The sequence below is a fragment of the Leptospirales bacterium genome, assembly GCA_019694655.1.
Lineage (GTDB): Bacteria > Spirochaetota > Leptospiria > Leptospirales > Leptonemataceae > SSF53.
On record JAIBBN010000005.1, the window covers coordinates 12866 to 32079 of the forward strand.

Consider the following 19214-nt stretch of genomic DNA (forward strand, 5'->3'; position numbering starts at 1 on the left):
CCGCCTGCGGCGCGGGCAAAATAACAATGGAAATACTACGCACGCCGGATGAGCGCTTCAGCAACTTGCCCGGCTACTCGTTCGAGCCGCACTATCTGGAGCTGGGTCAGTTGCGTATGCACTACGTCGACGAGGGGCCGCGCCAGGGACCGCTCTGGCTGCTCCTGCACGGCGAACCATCCTGGTCCTACCTGTATAGAAAGATGATCGCGCCGCTGGCTGCGGCTGGCTTTCGAGTTGTTGCTCCGGATTTGATTGGCTTTGGCAAGTCAGATAAGCCAACGGACCCTTCTGTATATACATATCAATCACATCTGGACTGGCTGCGCGATTTCGTACTTGGGCTGAATCTTCAAGATATTTCCATGTTTTGCCAGGACTGGGGCGGATTGCTGGGCCTGCGCCTGGCTGCCGAGCACGGCGATCGCTTTCGCCGCATTGCTGCTGGCAATACATTCCTGCCCGCAGGCGACACGCCAGCTGGCGAAGCATTTCTTGCCTGGCGCAAATTTTCTCAGGAGGTCAAGCGTCTGCCAATCAGCAAGATCATCTCCGGCAGTTGTGTGAGCAAGCTCTCCAGCGAAGTGATCGCCGCCTACAACGCCCCATTCCCCGACGAAAACTATAAGATTGCAGCGCGCAAGTTCCCGCTGCTGGTGCCGATTTCCGAGGACGATCCGGCGGTTCCCGGCAACCGTCTGGCGTGGCAGGAGTTGCGGCGCTGGCAGAAGCCCTTTCTAACGCTTTTCAGCGATAGCGATCCGGTGACGCGCGGGGGGGATCTATACTTCCGGCGCCACATACCAGGCTGCAAGAAACAGCCGCACACAACGATCAAGGATGCCGGCCATTTTCTGCAAGAAGACAAGGGCGAGGAAATTGCCGAACGCCTGTTGGCCTGGGACGCTTGAGGGAGGGCCAGCAGCGGCGCCGGGCTCAGGATGCGGCCAGGCGCGCCGTCATATCGCGCAGGCGGCGACTGATCGTTCTGAAAAGCGAAAAGCTGATCTGCGGTCTGGCCAGCACCAACCGCTGAAAGTCATCGCGCTTGATGGCAAGCATCACCGAATCCTGCGTGGCGCGCACGGTTGCCGAACGCGGCTCGTTGTCCAGGATCGACATCTCGCCAAAGCAGTCGCGTTCTCCAAGCAGTTCAAGGTTCGTGGCGCCCCTTGACACGCGCACCTGACCGCTGAGGATCAAGTACATCGCATCGCCCACATCGTTTTCGTGGAAAACGACCTGGCCCTTGCGCACCTTGCGTTCGCGGGTAATCTCATTGATCCACTGCAGGTCGGCGCCATCGACGTCGGCAAAGATTGCCACGCTGCGCAAAAACAGGATCCGCTCCATGGTTCGACTCATCGCCTTTACCTCTCGCTTGTTTGCGCCGCTCTTGCGGCGGCCCAGCTTGCGCAGCGCCAGGTGGGCGTTGGCGCGAACCGCCGGCCATTGGTGTCCAGTCAGCGATTCTACGTGATCGGCAAGTTCTTGCATTTTCAATTCGCCAATCGCAAAAATGACGCAGGACATGAACCATGGATCTTGCTTCTGGATCAAGAGATCGATGATCATCTCGTAGTCGGTGACAGGCTCTTCCAGCAGCTCCTGGCCATTGATGCTGGCCTCCAGAATGCGTCCAAACTCGCGCGCCTCGGGGCCGGCCCCTTCCAGCAATTCTACGGCCTCCGAAATGCTGCGGCGATCCCGACTGCGCAGGCTGGCCGCCGCAGCCCGAATGCTAGGACCGTGGCTGAGCATTTGCAAGAACTTCAGGGCGATTTCTTCACGGTGTTGCGAGATCCTGGATAGCGAATCAATCAGCAGCGCTACGCCGGTGATGCGGCCGCTGCCTCGCAGGCGCAAAATAAAGGCGCGATCATGGGAGATACGGCGAATCAACGCGCCGCAGGCCCGTCGCAGCGTGGCCTGTAAGCCAGGCGATAGCAGCAGTCGCAGTTGCCGCTCGCTGAGGCCGTCGCTCTCCAGGCGCTCCTGAATGGAACTGAGCGCGCCAATCGCTGCATCTTCGACGCTCAAGTCCTGGTTAGTTAAATACTGACCGATGCTTTCGATGGCATCCGCGCCGCCCAATTCGCCGAGTGTTGTCAGCACTACGGCGCGCTGCCGGTTGCTGAGATCGGGACGCTGCAACTGAGCCAGCAGCTGTGGCATAACCTTTTCGCCCATACGCGCCAGCGTATCCGCAGCCAGCGCCGCAAGGCTTCGCTCCTCAAGGCAGGCAATGAGCGCTGCCACGGACTGCTCGTCGCCATAGACGCTGAGTGCGCGAACGGCCTCGTAGCGCACCTCGACGCTGCGGTCGGCAGTCAGCGGGGCCAGTAGCTCGCGCAGCTCGCCGCGTCCCAGTTCGCGAATGGAGCGTACTGCAGCCAGCCGTTGCTCGGCATGTGTCGCCTGGGCCAGATTTTGCAGCGAGCGGTAGGCTTTGTGTCCGCGCCGCAGTACGCCAACCGGACGCAAGAGTCCAACGATAGCCTGCTGGCGCACCTCGACGTCGCTATCCTCCAGCATAGCCTGCAAAACGTGCGGGGCGTCGCCGCTGAAGAAGAGGCCGGCGGCGCGCACCGCGGCGGCCCGCACGCTGGCGATGTCGTCGCCGAGAGCCGTCCTCAGCAGCACGCTGACTGCATTGCGACCTTCTGGATCTGCAAGGCGCTGGTGTTCGTCGCCGATGACGCGAAGAATCTCACACCGCACGACGCTCGCAGTCCGCAACGCTGCGTCGGCAAGGGCCAGCAATGTGCGTCTGTCGGGCGCCGAAGCAATCAGCCGGACGGCGAAGAGAGCGGCTTCTTCGTCCGGGCCGAGGACGCTTTGCAGAAGCAGACGATTGCTTTCGCGCCGATCAATCCCCTCGATCTGGCGCGCCGCATGGTCGCGCTGGTCGATATCGCGCGAACTGAGATTTCGCAGCAGCGCGCCGGAATAGTCGCGCTGGACGCGCAGTGATAGAAAAATCCAGATCAGTCCGCAGCCAACCGCCCCGCCGGCAATGATCGGCTGCCCAACCTCGGCCCGCGCGGCAAGCAAGAGAATCAAGCCTACGGCAGCGGTAGCCATTGGCTCCATGAATCCAGTAATAAAAGCCCGCGCCAGGCCGCGTTCGGCGGAGGGCAGCGCATTGTAGAGCAATTGTTGGGCCGATTCATAGATCGAGTAGAGTATACTTTCATCAACAAATCGAGCGGACAGAGCCAGAATTCTTCGCGGATTCAGCGCGTCGCGTACGGCGCCGGCGGCCCCCATCAAACTGCGAGCCAGCAAAGCGGCGGCGCCAAGAGTCATGGAGATCGAATAGCTGGCAAAGGCGGGACCAATGCCGGCGCGCCGCAATACCAGACCGGTTACCAGGAACTGAACCAGCAGTCCCGTGATCGAAACCGCGCCGTTCAGCAAGCCAAGCGTCGCCGTGCGTTGGTCGAGATCCGGCGTCATCTCCTCCAGTGCGCTCAGAAAGAGCCAGTCCACAGTGTGGACCACCGCCCAGAGCGGCGCCTGGATGATTGCCAGACGACGGATCAATGGCTGATCCCAGAGTCCGCGCAGGTTGTCGAAGAGAGTGCCGCTGCGCCCTTCCGCTTCGCGCGACGCAGCGTGGGTCAATCCGGCCTGCAGCGCCGTCCGTCGAACCCAGTAGGCCCCGGGCGCGCCCAGTCCAATCAATGCCGCCCAGATCCAGAAGAGATTACTGGTCCCGCCGAGCACACCGACCAGCGGCGCTGCCAGTAAACTGCCGGCAATGTTGCCAGCGATGCCCATGCCGCCAATGTAGGGGAAGATGCGCTTACCTTCCCGAGGATCAAAGACATCATTGGCAAAGGTCCAGAAATGCATCTGGAATATGATGATAAATAGTTCGTAGTATCCAAATACTGCAAATGCCAGGCCTTCGCGCCCGCCCTGCATCGAGCCAATGGCCAGTCGCAAACCGGCCAGAACCAATGCAAAAAGTGCAAACAAGATTTGAAAGAAACGATAGCGCGCGATTCGATCTTCCAGCAGAGAGTAGGCCAGCGACGCCAGCGTCATCAACGCCGCGTTCAGGATGTACATCAGCGGAATGCCGTCGGCGCCGGCTTCGGCCAGGAAGAAGGATTCAATGGCGGCGCGTCCCAGGCCCAGGCCGCCCATCAACAGAAAGAACAGCAAACCCATGGAGGCCAGGCGCGGCGCCTCCCGGTCAGCAACGCGAAAGAAACGTCCCAGTACGGCGGCGATCGCTTTGCGTTTGCTCTTGCGAACTTTCATCGGTGCGCCCGCGCCTGGGACGGGCTGTCTGTATATTTCGACGATGAGGGCGCCAGAATTCAGCGCAATCCGGACGCATTTTGCCGGCCGGCCGCCGGCCTCCGCCTGCGGATCAGAAGCCCAGCACGCGGATGTAGTTCACAAAGGGGTCGGCGGCGCCCTGCAGGTGGCAGTTGTGCTCTTTGAGAATCGTGATGTAGTCCACTATGTCCTGCGTAATACGCTCGCCCGGGCAGATGACGGGAATTCCCGGCGGGTAGGCCATAACCATTTCGCCGGAGATCTCGTTGACCGCTTTTTCCAACGGCACGCTCTTCTTGAAGGAGTAGAAAGCGTCGCGCGGGGTTACAATCGTCTCCGGCATATCCGGAGTCAGCGTTACGCGTTTGAACTTCTGTACGCGACACTTCAGGGAAATTGATTTCAGCGCCTGTACCAGGCGATTGATGTTTTCTTCATCATCGCCGACGGTGACCATGGCCATGATGTTGTTCAGGTCGGCAAGTTCCACCTGGATATTGTATTCCTGGCGCAAGCGGCGTTCCATTTCAAAGCCGGTCATGCCCAACCGCCGCACATGAATATTGATTTTGGTATCGTCAAAATTGAAAACGGATTGGTTGTCGATCAGCTCGCGGCCAAAGCAATACAGGCCCTTGATCTTATTGATCTCATTGCGCGCGTAGTTGGCCAGCTCCAGAGTGCGCGCCAGCATATCCCGTCCGTTCACGGCCATCTGCTTGCGCGACACATCGAGCGAAGCCATCAGCAGATAGGATGCGCTGGTGGTGCGCAAGAGGTTGAGCGTGTTCAGTATTTTTTCATTGGTAACTGTGCGGCTGGAAGACAGCAGCATGGAACTCTGGGTCAAAGATCCGCAGGTCTTGTGCGTTGATATGACTGCCATGTCTGCGCCGCTTTCCATCGCCGTGGCCGGCAGCGACTCGTGGAAGTACATGTGCCCGCCGTGAGCCTCATCGACCATCAAAACTGCGTCATACTCGCGCGTCAGTCGTACGACATTTTCCAGATCGCCAGTAAATCCATAGTAATTGGGATTGAGCGTAAATACAGCCGCGGACTGCGGCGCTCTCCGGAAACTGTCGCGCAGGGCGTCGACCGTGGCGCCCATGGCAATCCCCAGTTCTTCATTCATTTCTACGGGAGCGTAGACTGGCACGGCGCCGGAGAGAATCAGGCCGCTGAAGGCTGACTTGTGGCAATTGCGCGGTAAGATGATGCGGTCGCCCGGGCGGAGGGCGGTCAGCATCATGGCGTGTACGCCAGAGGTAGTGCCATTGATCAGGTAGTAGGCGTATTCGGCGCCGAAGGCCTCCGCCGCAAGGCGCTGGGCATCGTCAATCACCGAAACTGGATTGGACAGATCGTCGACGTCGCCCATTGCATTGACGTCCATCAGAAACATGTTGTCGCCGCAGTACTCGCGCATCTCTGACAGGCCGTGACCATGCTTGTGCGCCGGCACATGAAAGGGCGTAACGCCTTCGCGAATGTGTTCTTTGAGGGCTTCGAAGAGGGGCGCGCGCGATTGCTCCTCGATGTCGAGCGTGCGGGAGCGGATGACAGTCTGCGACAGCGGCAGTTGCGGATCGCCCATTCGGCCCGGTTTGCGCAGCGGCTGCTGGAATGAAATCTTTTTTCCCCGGCGCCTGGGGGCCAACGCCGGCGAAGCGCCGCCGGGCGCTGCGCCAGCGAGCAGAGTTTGGAAATGATTGCCCTGTCAGCGGCAGCCGGCGCTGTGTGCGCCGGGGAGCGATGCTGGACGCTGTGCAATCGCGCAGGCTGGCGAAACGGAGCTGGAAATGGGCAAGGTATTGATCATTGGCGCCGGCGGAGTCGGCGGCGTAGTGGCGCATAAGTGTGCGCAGGTTCCGGAGGTATTTGAGGAAATCACTTTGGCCAGCCGAACCTTGAGTCGCTGCCAGAAGATTGCCGCCCAGATCGACCGACCGATTCGCGTCGAGCAGGTGGATGCAGACAATGTGGAGGAAACGGCGCGGCTAATCGACCGGATCAAACCGCAAATGGTGATCAACGTCGCTCTGCCTTACCAGGATCTCAGTATTATGGAGGCCTGCTTGAAGACGGGCGTTCATTACCTGGACACTGCAAACTATGAGAGTCCGGACAATCCGAAATTTGAGTACAAATACCAGTGGGCCTATCAGCAGCGTTTCCAGCAGGCCGGCTTGATGGCGCTGCTGGGCAGCGGATTTGATCCAGGCGTGACCAATGTTTTTTGCGCCTACGCGCAGAAGATGTACTTCGACGAGATCCATACCGTCGACATCCTGGACTGCAACGCCGGCAGTCACGGCCATGCCTTTGCCACCAATTTCAATCCGGAGATCAACATTCGAGAGATTACACAGAATGGGCGCTACTGGGAGCAGGGTCGCTGGGTGGAAACCGGGCCTCTGGAAATCCGCCTGGACTGGGACTATCCGGAAGTTGGAGTGAAAGCCAGTTATCTGCTCTATCATGAAGAGCTGGAATCGCTGGCGCTCAATCTGCGCGGTTTGCAGCGCATTCGCTTCTTTATGACCTTCGGCGAGGAATACCTCACTCATCTGCGCGTGCTCAAAAACGTGGGCATGATTGGCATTGAGCCGATCCTCTACGAGGGACATCCGGTTGTCCCGCTGCAATTCTTGAAAGCGCTGCTGCCGGATCCGGCCAGCCTGGCGGCGAATTATACGGGCAAGACAAACATCGGGTGTGTCATCGAAGGAGTCAAGGAGGGAAGGAAACGTAAGTACTACGTATTTAATGTATGCGATCACGCCGCCTGCTACCGCGAGGTCCAGGCGCAGGCAATCTCCTATACTACCGGAACCCCGGCCATGATTGGCGCGATGCTCATGATGACTGGCGTCTGGAAGGGCGCCGGCGTTTTCAACATGGAGCAGCTGGACCCGACGCCCTTTATGGAAAAGCTGAACCAGCACGGTCTGCCCTGGCAGGAGCGCTGGCTGGATTGAACGCGGACTGCCGCGCGACCTGGCGCATTGCAAGGGCAGTTGAATCAGAGACGCTGGTTGATGGGCGCAGGAATCGGCGCGGCCTCATCGGCGGGCTCGATCTGAATGGAATTTTCCTCTATTTGGCTGCGCAGGTCGGCGCCGACGCGCACCTCCCTGATGCGCGTTAGTTCCATGCGTACGATTTCGCCGCCGTTCGTCCGGCGATGTTGAAATACTTGCCGCTGACGAAACTGAATCTGCAGCTGCATTACCTCCGCCGTCGAAAGGGAGCGCCTGAGCAAGCGCTCATAAACATCCTTAACAGTCTGGCGCATCGTCTCAAGCCCGGCTGGCGACAACTGCAGATCCATAGTGATCTCTGACAGATTGGCGGTTTCGTCCTGTTTCAATATTGCCTCGCCGTTCAATTCAATGCTCGCCCCTCCGGTCAGGTTCTCGAAGGGCAGTGAAATCGGCTCCGCGACAAGCGGACGCAAATAAAATAGGTATCCCAGATAGTAAGAGCGAATCAAATACATGGCGCTGCTACCGTTCAGGAACGGGAGATTTCCCGGATTTAAGGAATTCAGAACTCTGTGAAATTCCTCGCCAGCTCCCAATTCCTGCTGCATTCCTTCCATTGCCTGCTCAGCCCAGGCGTCGATGTCCGCCTGATTGAGCGGTCCCGCAATGCCTCCGTCTTCCGTCAGTTCGAATTCGACGCTGAAGCCAACCAGCTTCTGTTGCAGCGCGTTGTGAAACGCTTCGGAGAAGAGGCCCGGAGTCCACAGCCTGCCGCCCGGTTGGGAATAGGTCCAGCGTAAGCGGACGCTTTCCTCCCCAGCAGCCAGAACTGTTTCCGTGATACGCAGCGAAGACTCGACGGTAGCCGAAGACTCGCCGCGACCTACGGTCTTCCGGGATAGCAGGCGGAAATGACGAACCTCGCCGGGCGTCCGATCAAAATTCAGCAGCACTCGCCCCTCATCGGCGGCAGGCGCCTCGTCGGGATCCTTGGCTAAAAGAGCGCCTGGAAGAGCCAGCGCCAGGCTGAGCGTCAGAATCCGAATATGCAGCATAGGAGAACTTGAGTCGGCTGGCGCCTCTGTCAATCGGCTTGCATCGGCGAACTGCCCTTAAGCGGAAAGACAGTTCGCCGGGTGCGGTCCTTGGACTTAGATGGCTACGCCAATCTTGAAGGAATAGATGGTGTGTATGCGGCGATCATTCTGTCCGTAGAGAGACTTGATCGTATCCTGAGCGGCCTGAGCGCGCAGATAGTCTTCCACTGGATTTCCCACCGTCGTAAAGAAGGTGTTTTCTGAATACTGGACAGTAGCGTCCTGTACCGGCGCCTTTTGATAAAGGGCGCCGACTTCGAAATCCAGAAAGAATCCGTTATCAAAGTAGTAGCGCGCTCCGGCGGACAGTCCGTAAAGGAAGTCCGGTCGCTCATGGAGTTGCGCCAATGTTAGCGAGCGGCGAACCGGAGAACCTAGCGAAGCAAAACTGTATTCCACCTGGGTGATGTCCGTTTGCCGGCCTGTATCACGGCCGCCCAGCGCGGCAACATACAGCGGCAGCGATTTGAAGGGGTAAATGGCAACGCGAGCCAGCAGGAAGCCGTAGTCGGAATTGCGATCCAGTTGATGGTCGGTTACGGTGTATGGTCCGCCGACGCCAAAGGGAGTAATCTGGACGCCAGTATCCTTCCGGTGAATCGTTCCGCTGGCGATATCAACGCCGAGCGAAAAATAAGCGTTAAGATTTACGGCAAGTTGCGCAGAGAGCATGCCTGTATCGCGCAGCGCGGCGCCGCCCAGAGCGACATTGAATTTCTTGCGATTGCGCACGCTTCCCTGGTCCGCCAGTAGCGCAGCCGGAAGCGCCAGCAGCAAGATTGCAATGATCAGTTTTTTCATTCTTCAGCCTCCTCGCACAGATTGCTCTGCGCCTGGATACGATTTGGACGCAGCCAGAAGTCATTGTGTTCAGCGCACTGCTCAGGACAAGTCGATCCTGTTGCAAGCTCTGGGGGATCGCCAGGGGAGGACTACCAGCTGACGCCAGCGCCGCCGCCGCCGGATCGACCGCCGCCAAATGAGCCGCTGGAAGAACGGCTGCCGGAGGAAGAGCTCGATCCGCCGCTTGAGCGATATCCGCCGCCCGAGGAGCTGCTCGAGGAGGAGCGCACAAGTTTGGCGATGGAGTAGCTGCTTAGCTTCTTTCGGCCGCAGTGGCGACATTCATGCTCGTGCTCGCCGGCCCCTTCGCTTTCGTAGGTGGGCGAGCGAACCGTGCGGCTGCGCACTACACGCGAAGTAACATAAGAGCACTTCTCACATTGCTCGTAGGCGGAGTTTTCCGGATAGCGCTGGATCAAAGTCTGCTCATCGTTGGAACAAAACCACACGTCGTAGTCGACCGAGCCGATCTGCTCCTCCGTGCGTTGGCCCGCCTCCAGATAGGGATCGTCATTGGCCTCGCCCAGGCGATGCATCAATGCGTTGCACTTTGGGCAGACGCGCGGCGTCAGCCGCAACGTTCTCATTTTCCAGCGCGTAAACAGAAAGTAAGGAAGGTAGAACCAGGGCGCCAGAATGATTCCGGCAAGAATGCCCTTGTTTGACTGGCGCAGTTGAGCGTGTTTGAGAAAGGGCGAGGTCGTCTCATTTAGAATCATCGCCGCGCGCTGCAGTCGCTTGAGCAGAGCAAGCAAGGAGAGGGAAAAGTAAGCGGCGCCGCCCAGGATGATGCCAAGGTACTGGTCGCTGCCGACGTGCTCTAAGAAATGAAAGGTGAATAACGCCCAGTACAGCAATACCAGCGCAATCGCCGGCCAGACAAGAATGAGCGGCAGCCACAAAAAGATTGGCAAGGGCGCCAGCGGTCGCTGATCAGCTGGCGCTTTCGTTTGATCTAGTTTGCTGCCAGCAATGAATTTTTTCTGGGCGTTGATTCGCAATAGGAGGGCAATCAACAGGTAGAGCAGCGTTGCCGCCGCGCCTGCGCCGGCAAGCGTCAGCAGTCGATGTTCCTGTCCCCTGGCGAGTTCCTCCATCCGTTGCTGTTCGCGTCGCTGTGCAGCGTCGGCGCGTTGCGCGGGAGTCATGGAGAGCTCTTCGCGATTTTGCTGCAGGACGGCGATGACGGCCTCGCTGGCGGCCAGCAATCCTTCGCCGTAGCGCTGCTCACGAAATCGATGCGGCAATTCAGCGCGCGCTATCTGGGCAAGGACGGCGTCGTTCAAGACACCCTCCAGTCCATAGCCGGTTTCAAATTCCGCTCGTCGTTGATCGAGGACTACCAGTAGAAGCAGTCCATTGTCGCGACCGGCCTTGCCAACGCCCCAGCGTTCAAACAAAAGGTTGGCAAAGGCTTTAGGATTTTCCTGTCCGATGGAAGGTACGATGGCAACGGCATATTCCACCGCCAGATCGCGCTCCAGCTGACTGAGCATCGCCTCCAGCTGTTGGCGCTCTGCGGCGCCGAGAATTGCAGAGGGATCGCTTACAAAGCCGCCGTGCTCAACTTGTGGATTGGGCAGAGAATCTAGTGTATAGCCGGGCTGCGATTGCGCCTCGCCGGGGATAAGCAACAGCGCAGGCAGCAGGACAAGTGCGAGGCGTCGACCAATCATCGTCCGGGACTGCGCTCGGCGCCCGACTAGGGCAGTTCGGCGAACTTCTGATTCACAATCTTCAGCAAAGCCGCCGTCATCTCGGGCGTCATCGCACTGCGGGCGCCAACCGGGCTGTCATTCAGTAGAGAATGATCGTGACGGTAGGGGATGCCGGCCGGCAAATCGGAAAGCTGAAGCGTGACTGTCTTGCCGCCGCGGGTAAAGCTAAGGGTATCTTGATGGTGATCGCCCTGTACGCCGCCGCCCTGGAAGTGAACGGTTCCCTGACACTGGCAGATGCCGACCATGTCTCCGATTTGTACTGTATAGAAGCGGGTGCCGCGCACTGCTGCTACGGTGGTCGGCGTGCGAACCGAAAACTCCGGACGACCAGCGCCGCCATTTACCTGCAGCCAGAGATTGCCGCGCTGCAGATTCAGCTCTTTGCTTTCCGCTGTGGCTTTGATTTCAAGATCGGCGTTGGGCTGCAACTCGGCGGCCGCGAAGCTATTCGCAAAATGCAAAATGGCGATGCCATCCTCGCCCGTGAGCACATGGTCGCCGGAATGCAGGCTATCGTCTACCAGCAGAGGCCGCCGCTCTGCGCCGCGCAGCAGCTGCACATCGCCCTGGACGCGCTGCACCGTGGCTTCCGCCTTAGGACCGGCGCAGTTTGAAAGAACCAGCAAACCCAGAATGAGAAGAGGAAAGCGTCTTTGCAGCATTACCCTTGCTGCTGGCGGCCGGCAACAACGACAAGTGATTTTCAGCAGAATCTATCCTTAGAGCCGGTCCCGAGACCGGCTCTGCGTGACAGGAGGTCGCGCCATTCGCAAAGCGAATGTGAGGAGCGGTTGAACAATACGTGCGAATTCTCCAGGGAATTCGCCATTGCCGAAGGCAATGTATTGAATTTTGGAAACCGTTCCGTTTGTCCCAAGACTCCACGGATGGGGTTTGGGGACGCGCTCTTAGAAGCTAAAGCTCAGGCCGAAATCCACTCCGCCGTCTCCGTTGGGAACGACATAAGCATAGCTTTGTTGATCGATTCCGCGACCGGGACTTGCGGCAGCCACGGGCTTGCCCAGGGTAAGGGCGTAGAGGTAAGTCAGTCCCACATGCAAGCCGCTCACCAGCAGGTAGCCAGTGGCTGCGTTTCGCCAGCGCTTTGCCGCCAGCTTTTGCGGTACGACGGCGCCGCCCAAGATTCGAATGGGAATGTAGCGATCATCATACTGATAGAGCGATTCGGAAAAGAAAAACTGAGGCGCCGGTCCGCGCGCTTCGATGGGACCAAGCGCCGTCGTATAGTAGAGCGGCAGCGCTAGATTGCGACCCGGATCGGCAAAGGGACCGCCCAGGTAGTGGTCCTGTAGCGTAACCGGAGCGCGGCGCCAGGCAAGCGGATTGTAAAGGATGGCCTGGATTGCCAGGTAACCCTGCAACAGGGACGGCAGCACGCCGAACTCCTGCGCCCTGGTACGATAGAATCCGCTGTAAAAGGGTATCAGACTGTAGAGTGCAGCTTCGCCCGGACTTGCACTCTGGCTCTGCGTGCGCGGAATGCGCGCGCCGCCCTGACGCTCAATCTCGACAATATCACTGCGCGGAATGGCCAGTACGCCCAAATCGGTTTCGAAGATGATTGTCTTGTCTGACTCTTCCACGATGCGACCATCCAGAACCTGGCCGCCGTTCAATCGGATTGCGTCGGCAGCAAGCGCCGCAGGAAGTAATAGCGCGAGGACCACAGTAGCATCGCGCAGAAACTTAAGACGCCAGCATGATCGAGATTTGGCTGTGTCGCGCATGGCGATCAGCAAGATCCATTTTCTGTGTGATGGTCAACAAAATTGCGCTTCACAGCGGGCAAAAAAGTTGACATATTTCAAATTTTATAGCGTCCTACGCGCAATACGCCGGCTTTCGGTTGTCGGAGCAGTGATGAAGCGCATTTCATGGATAAGAATACTCTGCCTTCTTGCTTTTGCAGCGCCCCTGTGGATTTCATGCTCGGCCTTCCAGGTCCGCCACGTTGATGACAATGGTAAGACGCGCACCTATGTTACGGACACAGTCTACACGGGAACCGGAACAATTCTGGACTGCGTCATTTCGCCGCTGCACTGGGTCATGGGTCTTTTCTATCTGCAACCATATGTGCGTGGTGATGGTCTGAGATATCCAACGTTTGGCGGATCTGGATGTTTTGGTCATGCTTATGGCGATGGTTTTCTTGGCTTTGTTCCTTTTGTGGGGGATCTCTTCGGCGGCAAGGGCGGGCCAGCGCGTGTTCGCTTCCTGGACGCAAACGGCCATGAAGTCGAGATCACTGGAGGATCGGTGGAAATCACCCGCGTCTCGGAGCGCATTCATTTTGGCCCAAATTAGGCGGAAATTGGCAGACCATCGCACGCAGCTGAAGACGGCAAGCGCGCCGCTGCTGGCAGCGGCGGTGCTCTGGACGCTGGGCGCAAAGGGGCTGGCAGCCGAGACCATTCAGTTTCGCGATGGGACCGAAGTCCAGGGGCGAGTGGTGGGCTTCTCGCGCACCCATGTAACGGCCATCATTGACGGACAAAGTCAGACGATCAGCAAATACCGTCTGGCGCGTATTCGCTACGATGTATTGAATTCGCAGGCAGCGGAAGATAGCCCTGCTGAGCGTGAGCGATTGCAGCGAACTCGCGGAGTACTGGTGTTGCACAGCGGGATGCGATTGTCAGGGCAGGCCGTGGAACGCGACGATCCCTTTCTGGTCTTTGAAGCCGAATCGGGAAAATTTCGATTTCGACTTGATGAAGTAGACTACATGCTGCTTTCCAAAGAAGTGAGCGGGCACATCCTGGAAACGCGAGTGCCGCCGGAAGGCATCGAGGCGATTCGAAAAGCAACAGGCAGCGACAGCAGGATATTGTTGCAGAGCGGTCAGCGTCTCCAGGCGGAGTCTGGCAGTTTTGACGGCGATTTTCATTCAGTGGAAACGGAACTTGGCCGGCTTCGACTTTCGCCAGACGACCTGGCCGCCGCACGGGCTGCGCCGGCTCCGCTGGCGCGGCCGCCGCTGGCCGAAGGTCAATGGGGGATCGTCCGACTGAGCAGCGGCCAGGAATTGTACGGACAGCTGCGTTTGAAGGGGCCGCACCAGTGGGTGCTGCAGACGGCCAGCGGCGAACTGCTGTTGCGTCCGGAAGAAATTCTACGTTCCTGGGTCTCGGAGGCGCCGCCTTCTGGCTGGCCGGCTCAAGTTTGGTCTTCCTTGCGCTCTCTGTTCGGCGCCCATTGATTGGTCGAATGGAATCGCTGGAAGAAGCGCTTCTGGCTGCACGCGCCTGTCGCCTGTGCGAATCAAGCTTGCCCCTGCCGCCGCGGCCGGTTTTGCGCGCCGCCACTTCGGCGCGCATTGTATTGATCGGACAGGCCCCGGGGCTGCGCGTCCATGAAACGGGCATACCCTGGAATGATGCCAGCGGCGACCGGCTGCGTGAATGGCTGGAGATGGATCGCCAGTTGTTCTATGACGAAACAAAGATCGCCATTATCCCCATGGGCTTTTGCTATCCCGGCAAGGGCAAGAGCGGAGACCTGCCGCCGCGTCCTGAGTGCGCCCCGCACTGGCACCCGCGTCTGCGCGCCGCCCTTCCGCAGGTGCGCCTGGCGCTGCTGATTGGAAGCTATGCCCAGGCCTACTACCTCAAAGGAAGTCGATCGAATAGTCTGACTGAGACTGTTAAAAACTTCAAACAATTCCTTCCAGACTATTTTCCGCTGGTTCACCCCTCGCCGCGAAACAAACTCTGGCTGAAGAAGAACCCCTGGTTTGAGCGAGAGATTCTGCCGGCGTTGCGCAAGAAAGTCCGGGCAGCGCTGGCTGCGTGAAGGCCGCTCCGGTGGCGTGCAGTCTGCCCAAACCCGCTGCAGGCCCGGAGCGCGGGCAGGGGCGCCTAAAAGTGAACTACTAAAACCGCACGGGCGCCGAAAATAGGCTATGGTCCCTGCCGTGCTGCATCGCTGGCCCTATGTTGTACTCTTGTTGCTGAGTCTCCTCCTGGCCCTTGTGGGCCCGGCCCCGGTGGCACAAAACAGGCAGGCCGAGCCAGATCTTGCCGAATTGCTATCGCGACCGACCGCCAGCTTTGCTGAACGCAAGCGACTGGTAGAAGATTGCCTGCGCGCCGGTATGCTCTATGAAGAACGCGGGCGGCAGCGGAGCGCGCTTCTGGTATATGGGCACGCGTTGCAGATCTGGCCAAATCATCCAGAAATCTTGCCACATTACCAGAGACTTGGCCGCGGAATTTCCGCGCAGGAACCGGCGCCAGATCCGGACGCGGCGGCGGCCCTTGAGGCTCGCCAGCGAATGGAAGCCCAACGAGCGCGCGCGGCGGCCGAGCGGCGTCGTCTGGAACAGCAGCAACGCCAATCGGTCGATTCGAGCCATCGCGATCGCTTGCGGCGCAGCCAGCTGGCGGCGCGCCGCCGAGCCGCCGAGGAAGCTCGCCTGCAGCGTGAAAAAGAAGCGCGTGAAAAGGCCGAGCGTCTGGCGCGCGAGGAGCAACAGCGACTGGAAGAAATGCGCATCCGCCAGGAACTTGCTCTGCGTCAGCGCCTGGAACGCCAGCGGGCAGCAGAGTGGCAGGCGGCATTGCAACGCTGGCTGATGGCCGGCGTCGGCGGCGTTGCGCTGCTGGCATTGCTTGGCGTCGTCTGGTTGATTGGCCGTTCCAGCTTGCGTCGTGGCGAACAGGAACTCAGCGTTCAAGCCTATGCTGTAAATGCGCCGCCAGATGCGCCGCGACACCCGGTGCAGTTCGTCCTCGATCAGCCGGTGCGCGACCTCGAACTGCCGGAAGCCATTCCGGAATTGGACCTGGCAACGCGCATGCAAGTGCTGGATCGCCTGGAATCGTATCTGAAAAGCGAAGGGCGGCCAAGCTCGAGTTTTCTCGAAACGCTCACGCCGCTGTTGGCCGACTCCGCAGACATGACGCGCGTACGTGCGCGACGCCTGCTTGATGAAGCCGTGCAAAGGGAGAAGGCTGCCAGCCATGGTCCAACGCCTGCCAGTTGACTCCGCCCATGCTATTGCCTTCTTCGGCGCTCCGCGCAGCGGCGTCTCGTTTGTAGCATCGGCGCTGGCCGCAGAATTGCTCCGCCGGCGCATTGAGGTGGCCTTCTTCGAGGGCGCCGGGCTGATGCAAAGCAGCAGGAAGGCCGGACGTCGCGCCCGCCTGGCAGGCATTCGCGTTCGCCTGCTGCAAGGCGCTTCGGGCCTGCAGGCCATTGTGGCGGCGGAAGGGCCGCCGCCGGGCCGTCGCATCGATGAGATGCAAATTGCGGCGACGCAATTGCTTATCGACTGTTCTTCGGGACGCGAGGCCTGGATGCAGTGCTTCGCCGCGGCGCGCCGCACTCTGGTGTTGCTGCCGACCCCGGCCAGCTGCGCTCGCGCCTTTGAGGCTATGCGCTTGCACAATCGCGATCGCCGCGAGGCCGGCGCCCATCCGCCGATTTCGATCTTTGTCAATCAAGCGGCCAGTCTGGACATTGCTTTGCGGACCTTTCGCTATTTTGCCGCGCCGGCCGAGGAAGATGGCTGGCAGGCGGATTTTCTGGGCTTCTCTTTTCCGGTGCGCTACTCGCGCGAGTCGGAGTTCTGGAATGCCGCGTTTCAAGATCCGCGCATCCATGGCTGCTTTGCTCTGAGCGCCGACCGACTGCTGGAGCGCGGCGCAGCGGCGCTCAGTCACGCCCAGGGAATCTGATTTACGGGGGCCGCCCTGCGGCGCATACGGTTGCGTGGCACTGGCCCCTCTGAATCCTGCGGCGCCTTCAACAACGATGAGCGGCGAGTCTTTTCGCCAGTTTCTGCGCCCCGATCTGCCGACGCCCATTCACATCCTGGATGAAGTCGCATTGCGCGGCAATCTGGAGATACTGAGCCAGGTACAGCAAGCAAGCGGCGCGCGCATCATCCTGGCCCTGAAGGCTTTTGCACAGTGGAGCGCCTTTCCCATCATCCGAGAGTATCTGCCCGGCGCGACGGCCAGTTCGCTGAATGAGGCGATGCTGGCACATGAACACTTTGGCGGCGAGTTGCATGTGACAGCGCCCGCCTATCCTCAAGATGAATTCAGCGAACTGCTGAAAATAGCCGATCACATCGTTTTCAATTCCTTTCGCCAATGGCATCGCTTTCGAGCAGAGGCCCTGGCCTTCGGCAACGCCAGCGGTCGCCAGATCGAATTCGGGTTGCGGCTGAATCCGGAGCATCGCGAGACAGAAGTTGAGCTCTATGATCCTTGCGCGCCCGGCTCGCGACTTGGCGCCACTCGTCAAGAGTTTGATGATCAGAGTCTGGAAGGCATCAGCGGCCTGCATTTTCATACGCTTTGCCAGCGCGGTCTGCCGGCGCTGGCGCGCACCCTTGCCGTCGTCGAACGCAATTTTGGCGAAGCGCTGCGGCATGTGCGCTGGGTTAATTTTGGCGGAGGACATCACATCACGCAACCTGGCTACGATGTGCCGGGTCTGATCGATCTGATCCGCAAATTTCGGGCTCGATATGGCGTTGAAGTCTATCTGGAACCGGGCGAGGCGGCGGCCATCAACACCGGCGTTCTGGTCTCGCGCGTGCTCGATGTGCGTTCGGGCCAGCCGGCTACTGTGATAGTGGACGCCTCCGCTACTGCCCACATGCCGGATACCCTGGAGATGCCCTACCGCGCTGAAATCCTGGATGCATCCTTGCCTGGCGATCGCGCCTGGACCGCTCGGCTTGGCGGCATGACCTGCCTGGCTGGAGATATTCTGGGCGACTATAGTTTCGATCGGCCGCTGCAGGAGGGCGATTGGATCGTATTTCTTGACATGTCGCACTATACGATGGTCAAGAGCAGCAATTTTAATGGCGTGCGAACGCCATCGATTGCCATCGGCAATTCCCGGAGCGGCGAGTTGCGCATCGTGCGGCGTTTCGGCTATGCCGACTACCGCGATCGTCTCGGCTGAGGAAATATGCAATCAATACAAACCCCTTGCACTCTCGAGCCTCTGCTGCTTGAGCTTTCCCAACCGATTCGACTGCGCGCATTGATTGCCGAAGTGGAGCGGCATCTCAAAGAAATCCACGAAGCAATCCAGGGGCGCGATGCCGATCGCGAAGAGCGCCTGTTCGCCTTGCGACAGCAAGAGGCGACGCTCTTTGGCCGCTTTCAACAGCGGCTGGAAGTCGCTGCCGCTGCCTGCATGGTCAGGCAGTGAATCCCGCCGCCTTCCAGGAACAGATCGCGGCAGGCAATGGGCGTGATTCGGCGCCCGGGAAAATGTCGTTCGAGGATTTGCAGCGCAACTTCATCGCTTTTCCCGCCGAAGACTGGCGCCAGCACGCTCTCATTGCATATGTAAAAATTGGCATGGGTCAAGGGCAGCAGGCGTCCGTTTTCGAAAGCAGGGGCGGGCATCGGCAAAAAATCAAGCTCCAGTGCGCCGCCATCCGTGAAACGGTGCGATTCCAGGATCTTCCGGGCAAGCTCCAGCGCGGCGGCAGCCGGATGGTCTTGCGGCGCCTGGGCCAGAAGTACGCGTCGCGGAGCAGTAAAGCGGGCAAACATATCAATATGCCCGTCCGTGTCGTCGCCTGGCAGGCCGCAGGGCAGCCAGATGACATTCAGACCAAATTCGAGATCGAAGAGCGCCTCAAAGTCGCTTCGCCGTGCGGCGGGGTGTCGATTCTCATTGAGTAAGACGGACTCGGTGCTCAGCAGGAGCCCCGCACCGTCAGTCTCAATGGCGCCGCCTTCGACAATTTGGGGCAAGGAACGGCATTGATCGCCCAGCGCAGAGGCGATGGCCAAGCCGGCGCGATCATCGTCGTCGTAGGGCTCAAACTTTGTGCCCCAGGCGTTGAAACGGAAATCCAGCGACAGCGGCAAACGACTCTCGGCGATCAGACGCAGCGGCGCATAGTCGCGCGCCCAGACATCATTGGTCGGATGGTTCAGGAATTGCAATCGTTCCTGGAACTGGTCCGTTTGGGCCGCCTGCCTTAGTTCATGGCTGATGCGCTGCTGTTCGGAGTTCGGACAGAGTATCCATAGAGCTTCGCTGGCCAGGATGTCTGCGGCAAGCCGCGAACAGAGCGTCCGAACTTCGGCGTAGCGACCCGACCAGAGTTCCGGGCGCAGCGGCCAGCTGATGATCGTGCACTGGTGCTCCTCCCACTCCGCTGGCCAGCGGTAGCCATGCTCATTCACCTGGTCATCAAGCGCGCGGCCATGCTGGCGGCAAGAGCGAAGCGCAAGAGCTGCCGTCTGCAGGAGAAGTGATTGCCGGCG

The 19214-nt window shown here is 59.5% G+C and carries 17 protein-coding genes; 9 read left to right on the forward strand and 8 right to left on the reverse strand.

The features are described from left to right. The first annotated feature begins 26 nt into the window (after positions 1 to 26). Entirely contained in the window at positions 27 to 911 is an 885-nt protein-coding gene (locus K1X75_09625; GenBank protein MBX7058309.1) for a haloalkane dehalogenase, read from the forward strand. Between the two features lie 25 nt (positions 912 to 936). On the opposite strand, the gene K1X75_09630 is transcribed toward K1X75_09625, so the two are convergent. Together K1X75_09630 and K1X75_09635 are read right to left on the reverse strand one after the other, a co-directional pair. Further along, positions 937 to 4272: a cyclic nucleotide-binding domain-containing protein gene (locus K1X75_09630; GenBank protein MBX7058310.1), complete on the reverse strand. Its 3336-nt coding sequence runs from the start codon at positions 4270 to 4272 to the stop codon at positions 937 to 939. 112 nt (positions 4273 to 4384) lie between these two features. Continuing rightward, complete coding sequence (locus K1X75_09635) at positions 4385 to 5890, reverse strand: aminotransferase class I/II-fold pyridoxal phosphate-dependent enzyme (GenBank protein ID MBX7058311.1); 1506 nt, start codon at positions 5888 to 5890, stop codon at positions 4385 to 4387. A gap of 205 nt (positions 5891 to 6095) precedes the next feature. Here K1X75_09635 and K1X75_09640 point away from each other — a divergent pair, with 205 nt between their 5' ends. Continuing rightward, complete coding sequence (locus K1X75_09640) at positions 6096 to 7274, forward strand: saccharopine dehydrogenase family protein (protein ID MBX7058312.1); 1179 nt, start codon at positions 6096 to 6098, stop codon at positions 7272 to 7274. Between the two features lie 44 nt (positions 7275 to 7318). Here K1X75_09640 and K1X75_09645 read toward each other — a convergent pair whose 3' ends face one another. The 5 genes from K1X75_09645 to K1X75_09665 form a co-directional block, all read right to left on the reverse strand. Next, on the reverse strand, positions 7319 to 8335 hold the full coding sequence (locus tag K1X75_09645) for a hypothetical protein (protein ID MBX7058313.1): 1017 nt from the start codon (positions 8333 to 8335) through the stop codon (positions 7319 to 7321). Positions 8336 to 8431: 96 nt separating this feature from the next. Then, positions 8432 to 9178 (reverse strand): hypothetical protein, encoded by a 747-nt coding sequence (locus K1X75_09650; protein MBX7058314.1) that lies wholly within the window; start codon positions 9176 to 9178, stop codon positions 8432 to 8434. Positions 9179 to 9309: 131 nt separating this feature from the next. After that, entirely contained in the window at positions 9310 to 10896 is a 1587-nt protein-coding gene (locus K1X75_09655; protein ID MBX7058315.1) for a TPM domain-containing protein, read from the reverse strand. Between the two features lie 26 nt (positions 10897 to 10922). Beyond that, complete coding sequence (locus K1X75_09660) at positions 10923 to 11603, reverse strand: FecR domain-containing protein (protein MBX7058316.1); 681 nt, start codon at positions 11601 to 11603, stop codon at positions 10923 to 10925. Positions 11604 to 11849: 246 nt separating this feature from the next. Next, positions 11850 to 12689, reverse strand: a complete 840-nt coding sequence (locus K1X75_09665; GenBank protein MBX7058317.1) for a hypothetical protein — start codon at positions 12687 to 12689, stop codon at positions 11850 to 11852. On the opposite strand from K1X75_09665, the gene K1X75_09670 reads away from it, so the two are divergent. The 7 genes from K1X75_09670 (at position 12688) to K1X75_09700 (ending at position 18141) form a co-directional block, all read left to right on the forward strand. Then, positions 12688 to 13269 carry a hypothetical protein gene (locus K1X75_09670; GenBank protein ID MBX7058318.1) on the forward strand — a complete coding sequence of 194 codons (582 nt, stop codon included), beginning with the start codon at positions 12688 to 12690 and terminating at the stop codon, positions 13267 to 13269. The two genes, K1X75_09665 and K1X75_09670, sit on opposite strands and share 2 nt — an antisense overlap. Before the next feature lie 7 nt (positions 13270 to 13276). Continuing rightward, the gene (locus K1X75_09675; protein MBX7058319.1) at positions 13277 to 14164 is read left to right on the forward strand and encodes a hypothetical protein; all 888 of its coding nucleotides are present in this window, start codon (positions 13277 to 13279) and stop codon (positions 14162 to 14164) included. Between the two features lie 8 nt (positions 14165 to 14172). Next, on the forward strand, positions 14173 to 14757 hold the full coding sequence (locus K1X75_09680; protein ID MBX7058320.1) for a uracil-DNA glycosylase family protein: 585 nt from the start codon (positions 14173 to 14175) through the stop codon (positions 14755 to 14757). A gap of 121 nt (positions 14758 to 14878) precedes the next feature. After that, entirely contained in the window at positions 14879 to 15949 is a 1071-nt protein-coding gene (locus tag K1X75_09685) for a hypothetical protein (GenBank protein ID MBX7058321.1), read from the forward strand. Continuing rightward, a complete protein-coding gene (locus K1X75_09690) occupies positions 15927 to 16643 on the forward strand; it encodes a hypothetical protein (protein MBX7058322.1) in 717 nt (238 codons plus the stop codon). The genes K1X75_09685 and K1X75_09690 overlap by 23 nt, the downstream gene beginning before the upstream one ends. Before the next feature lie 34 nt (positions 16644 to 16677). Then, entirely contained in the window at positions 16678 to 17889 is a 1212-nt protein-coding gene (nspC, locus tag K1X75_09695; GenBank protein ID MBX7058323.1) for a carboxynorspermidine decarboxylase, read from the forward strand. Positions 17890 to 17895: 6 nt separating this feature from the next. Then, on the forward strand, positions 17896 to 18141 hold the full coding sequence (locus K1X75_09700; protein MBX7058324.1) for a hypothetical protein: 246 nt from the start codon (positions 17896 to 17898) through the stop codon (positions 18139 to 18141). Here the strand turns inward: K1X75_09700 and K1X75_09705 are convergent. Further along, entirely contained in the window at positions 18093 to 19133 is a 1041-nt protein-coding gene (locus K1X75_09705) for an agmatine deiminase family protein (GenBank protein MBX7058325.1), read from the reverse strand. The genes K1X75_09700 and K1X75_09705 overlap by 49 nt on opposite strands. Positions 19134 to 19214 lie beyond the last annotated feature (81 nt).

Bases quoted from the DNA above. Each gene is read 5' to 3' on its own strand.
- K1X75_09625 (MBX7058309.1), top strand. From the start codon at position 27: ATGGAAATACTACGCACGCCGGATGAGCGCTTCAGCAACTTGCCCGGC.
- K1X75_09630 (MBX7058310.1), bottom strand. From the start codon at position 4,272: ATGAAAGTTCGCAAGAGCAAACGCAAAGCGATCGCCGCCGTACTGGGA.
- K1X75_09635 (MBX7058311.1), bottom strand. From the start codon at position 5,890: ATGGGCGATCCGCAACTGCCGCTGTCGCAGACTGTCATCCGCTCCCGC.
- K1X75_09640 (MBX7058312.1), top strand. From the start codon at position 6,096: ATGGGCAAGGTATTGATCATTGGCGCCGGCGGAGTCGGCGGCGTAGTG.
- K1X75_09645 (MBX7058313.1), bottom strand. From the start codon at position 8,335: ATGCTGCATATTCGGATTCTGACGCTCAGCCTGGCGCTGGCTCTTCCA.
- K1X75_09650 (MBX7058314.1), bottom strand. From the start codon at position 9,178: ATGAAAAAACTGATCATTGCAATCTTGCTGCTGGCGCTTCCGGCTGCG.
- K1X75_09655 (MBX7058315.1), bottom strand. From the start codon at position 10,896: ATGATTGGTCGACGCCTCGCACTTGTCCTGCTGCCTGCGCTGTTGCTT.
- K1X75_09660 (MBX7058316.1), bottom strand. From the start codon at position 11,603: ATGCTGCAAAGACGCTTTCCTCTTCTCATTCTGGGTTTGCTGGTTCTT.
- K1X75_09670 (MBX7058318.1), top strand. From the start codon at position 12,688: ATGGCGATCAGCAAGATCCATTTTCTGTGTGATGGTCAACAAAATTGC.
- K1X75_09665 (MBX7058317.1), bottom strand. From the start codon at position 12,689: ATGCGCGACACAGCCAAATCTCGATCATGCTGGCGTCTTAAGTTTCTG.
- K1X75_09680 (MBX7058320.1), top strand. From the start codon at position 14,173: ATGGAATCGCTGGAAGAAGCGCTTCTGGCTGCACGCGCCTGTCGCCTG.
- K1X75_09690 (MBX7058322.1), top strand. From the start codon at position 15,927: ATGGTCCAACGCCTGCCAGTTGACTCCGCCCATGCTATTGCCTTCTTC.
- K1X75_09700 (MBX7058324.1), top strand. From the start codon at position 17,896: ATGCAATCAATACAAACCCCTTGCACTCTCGAGCCTCTGCTGCTTGAG.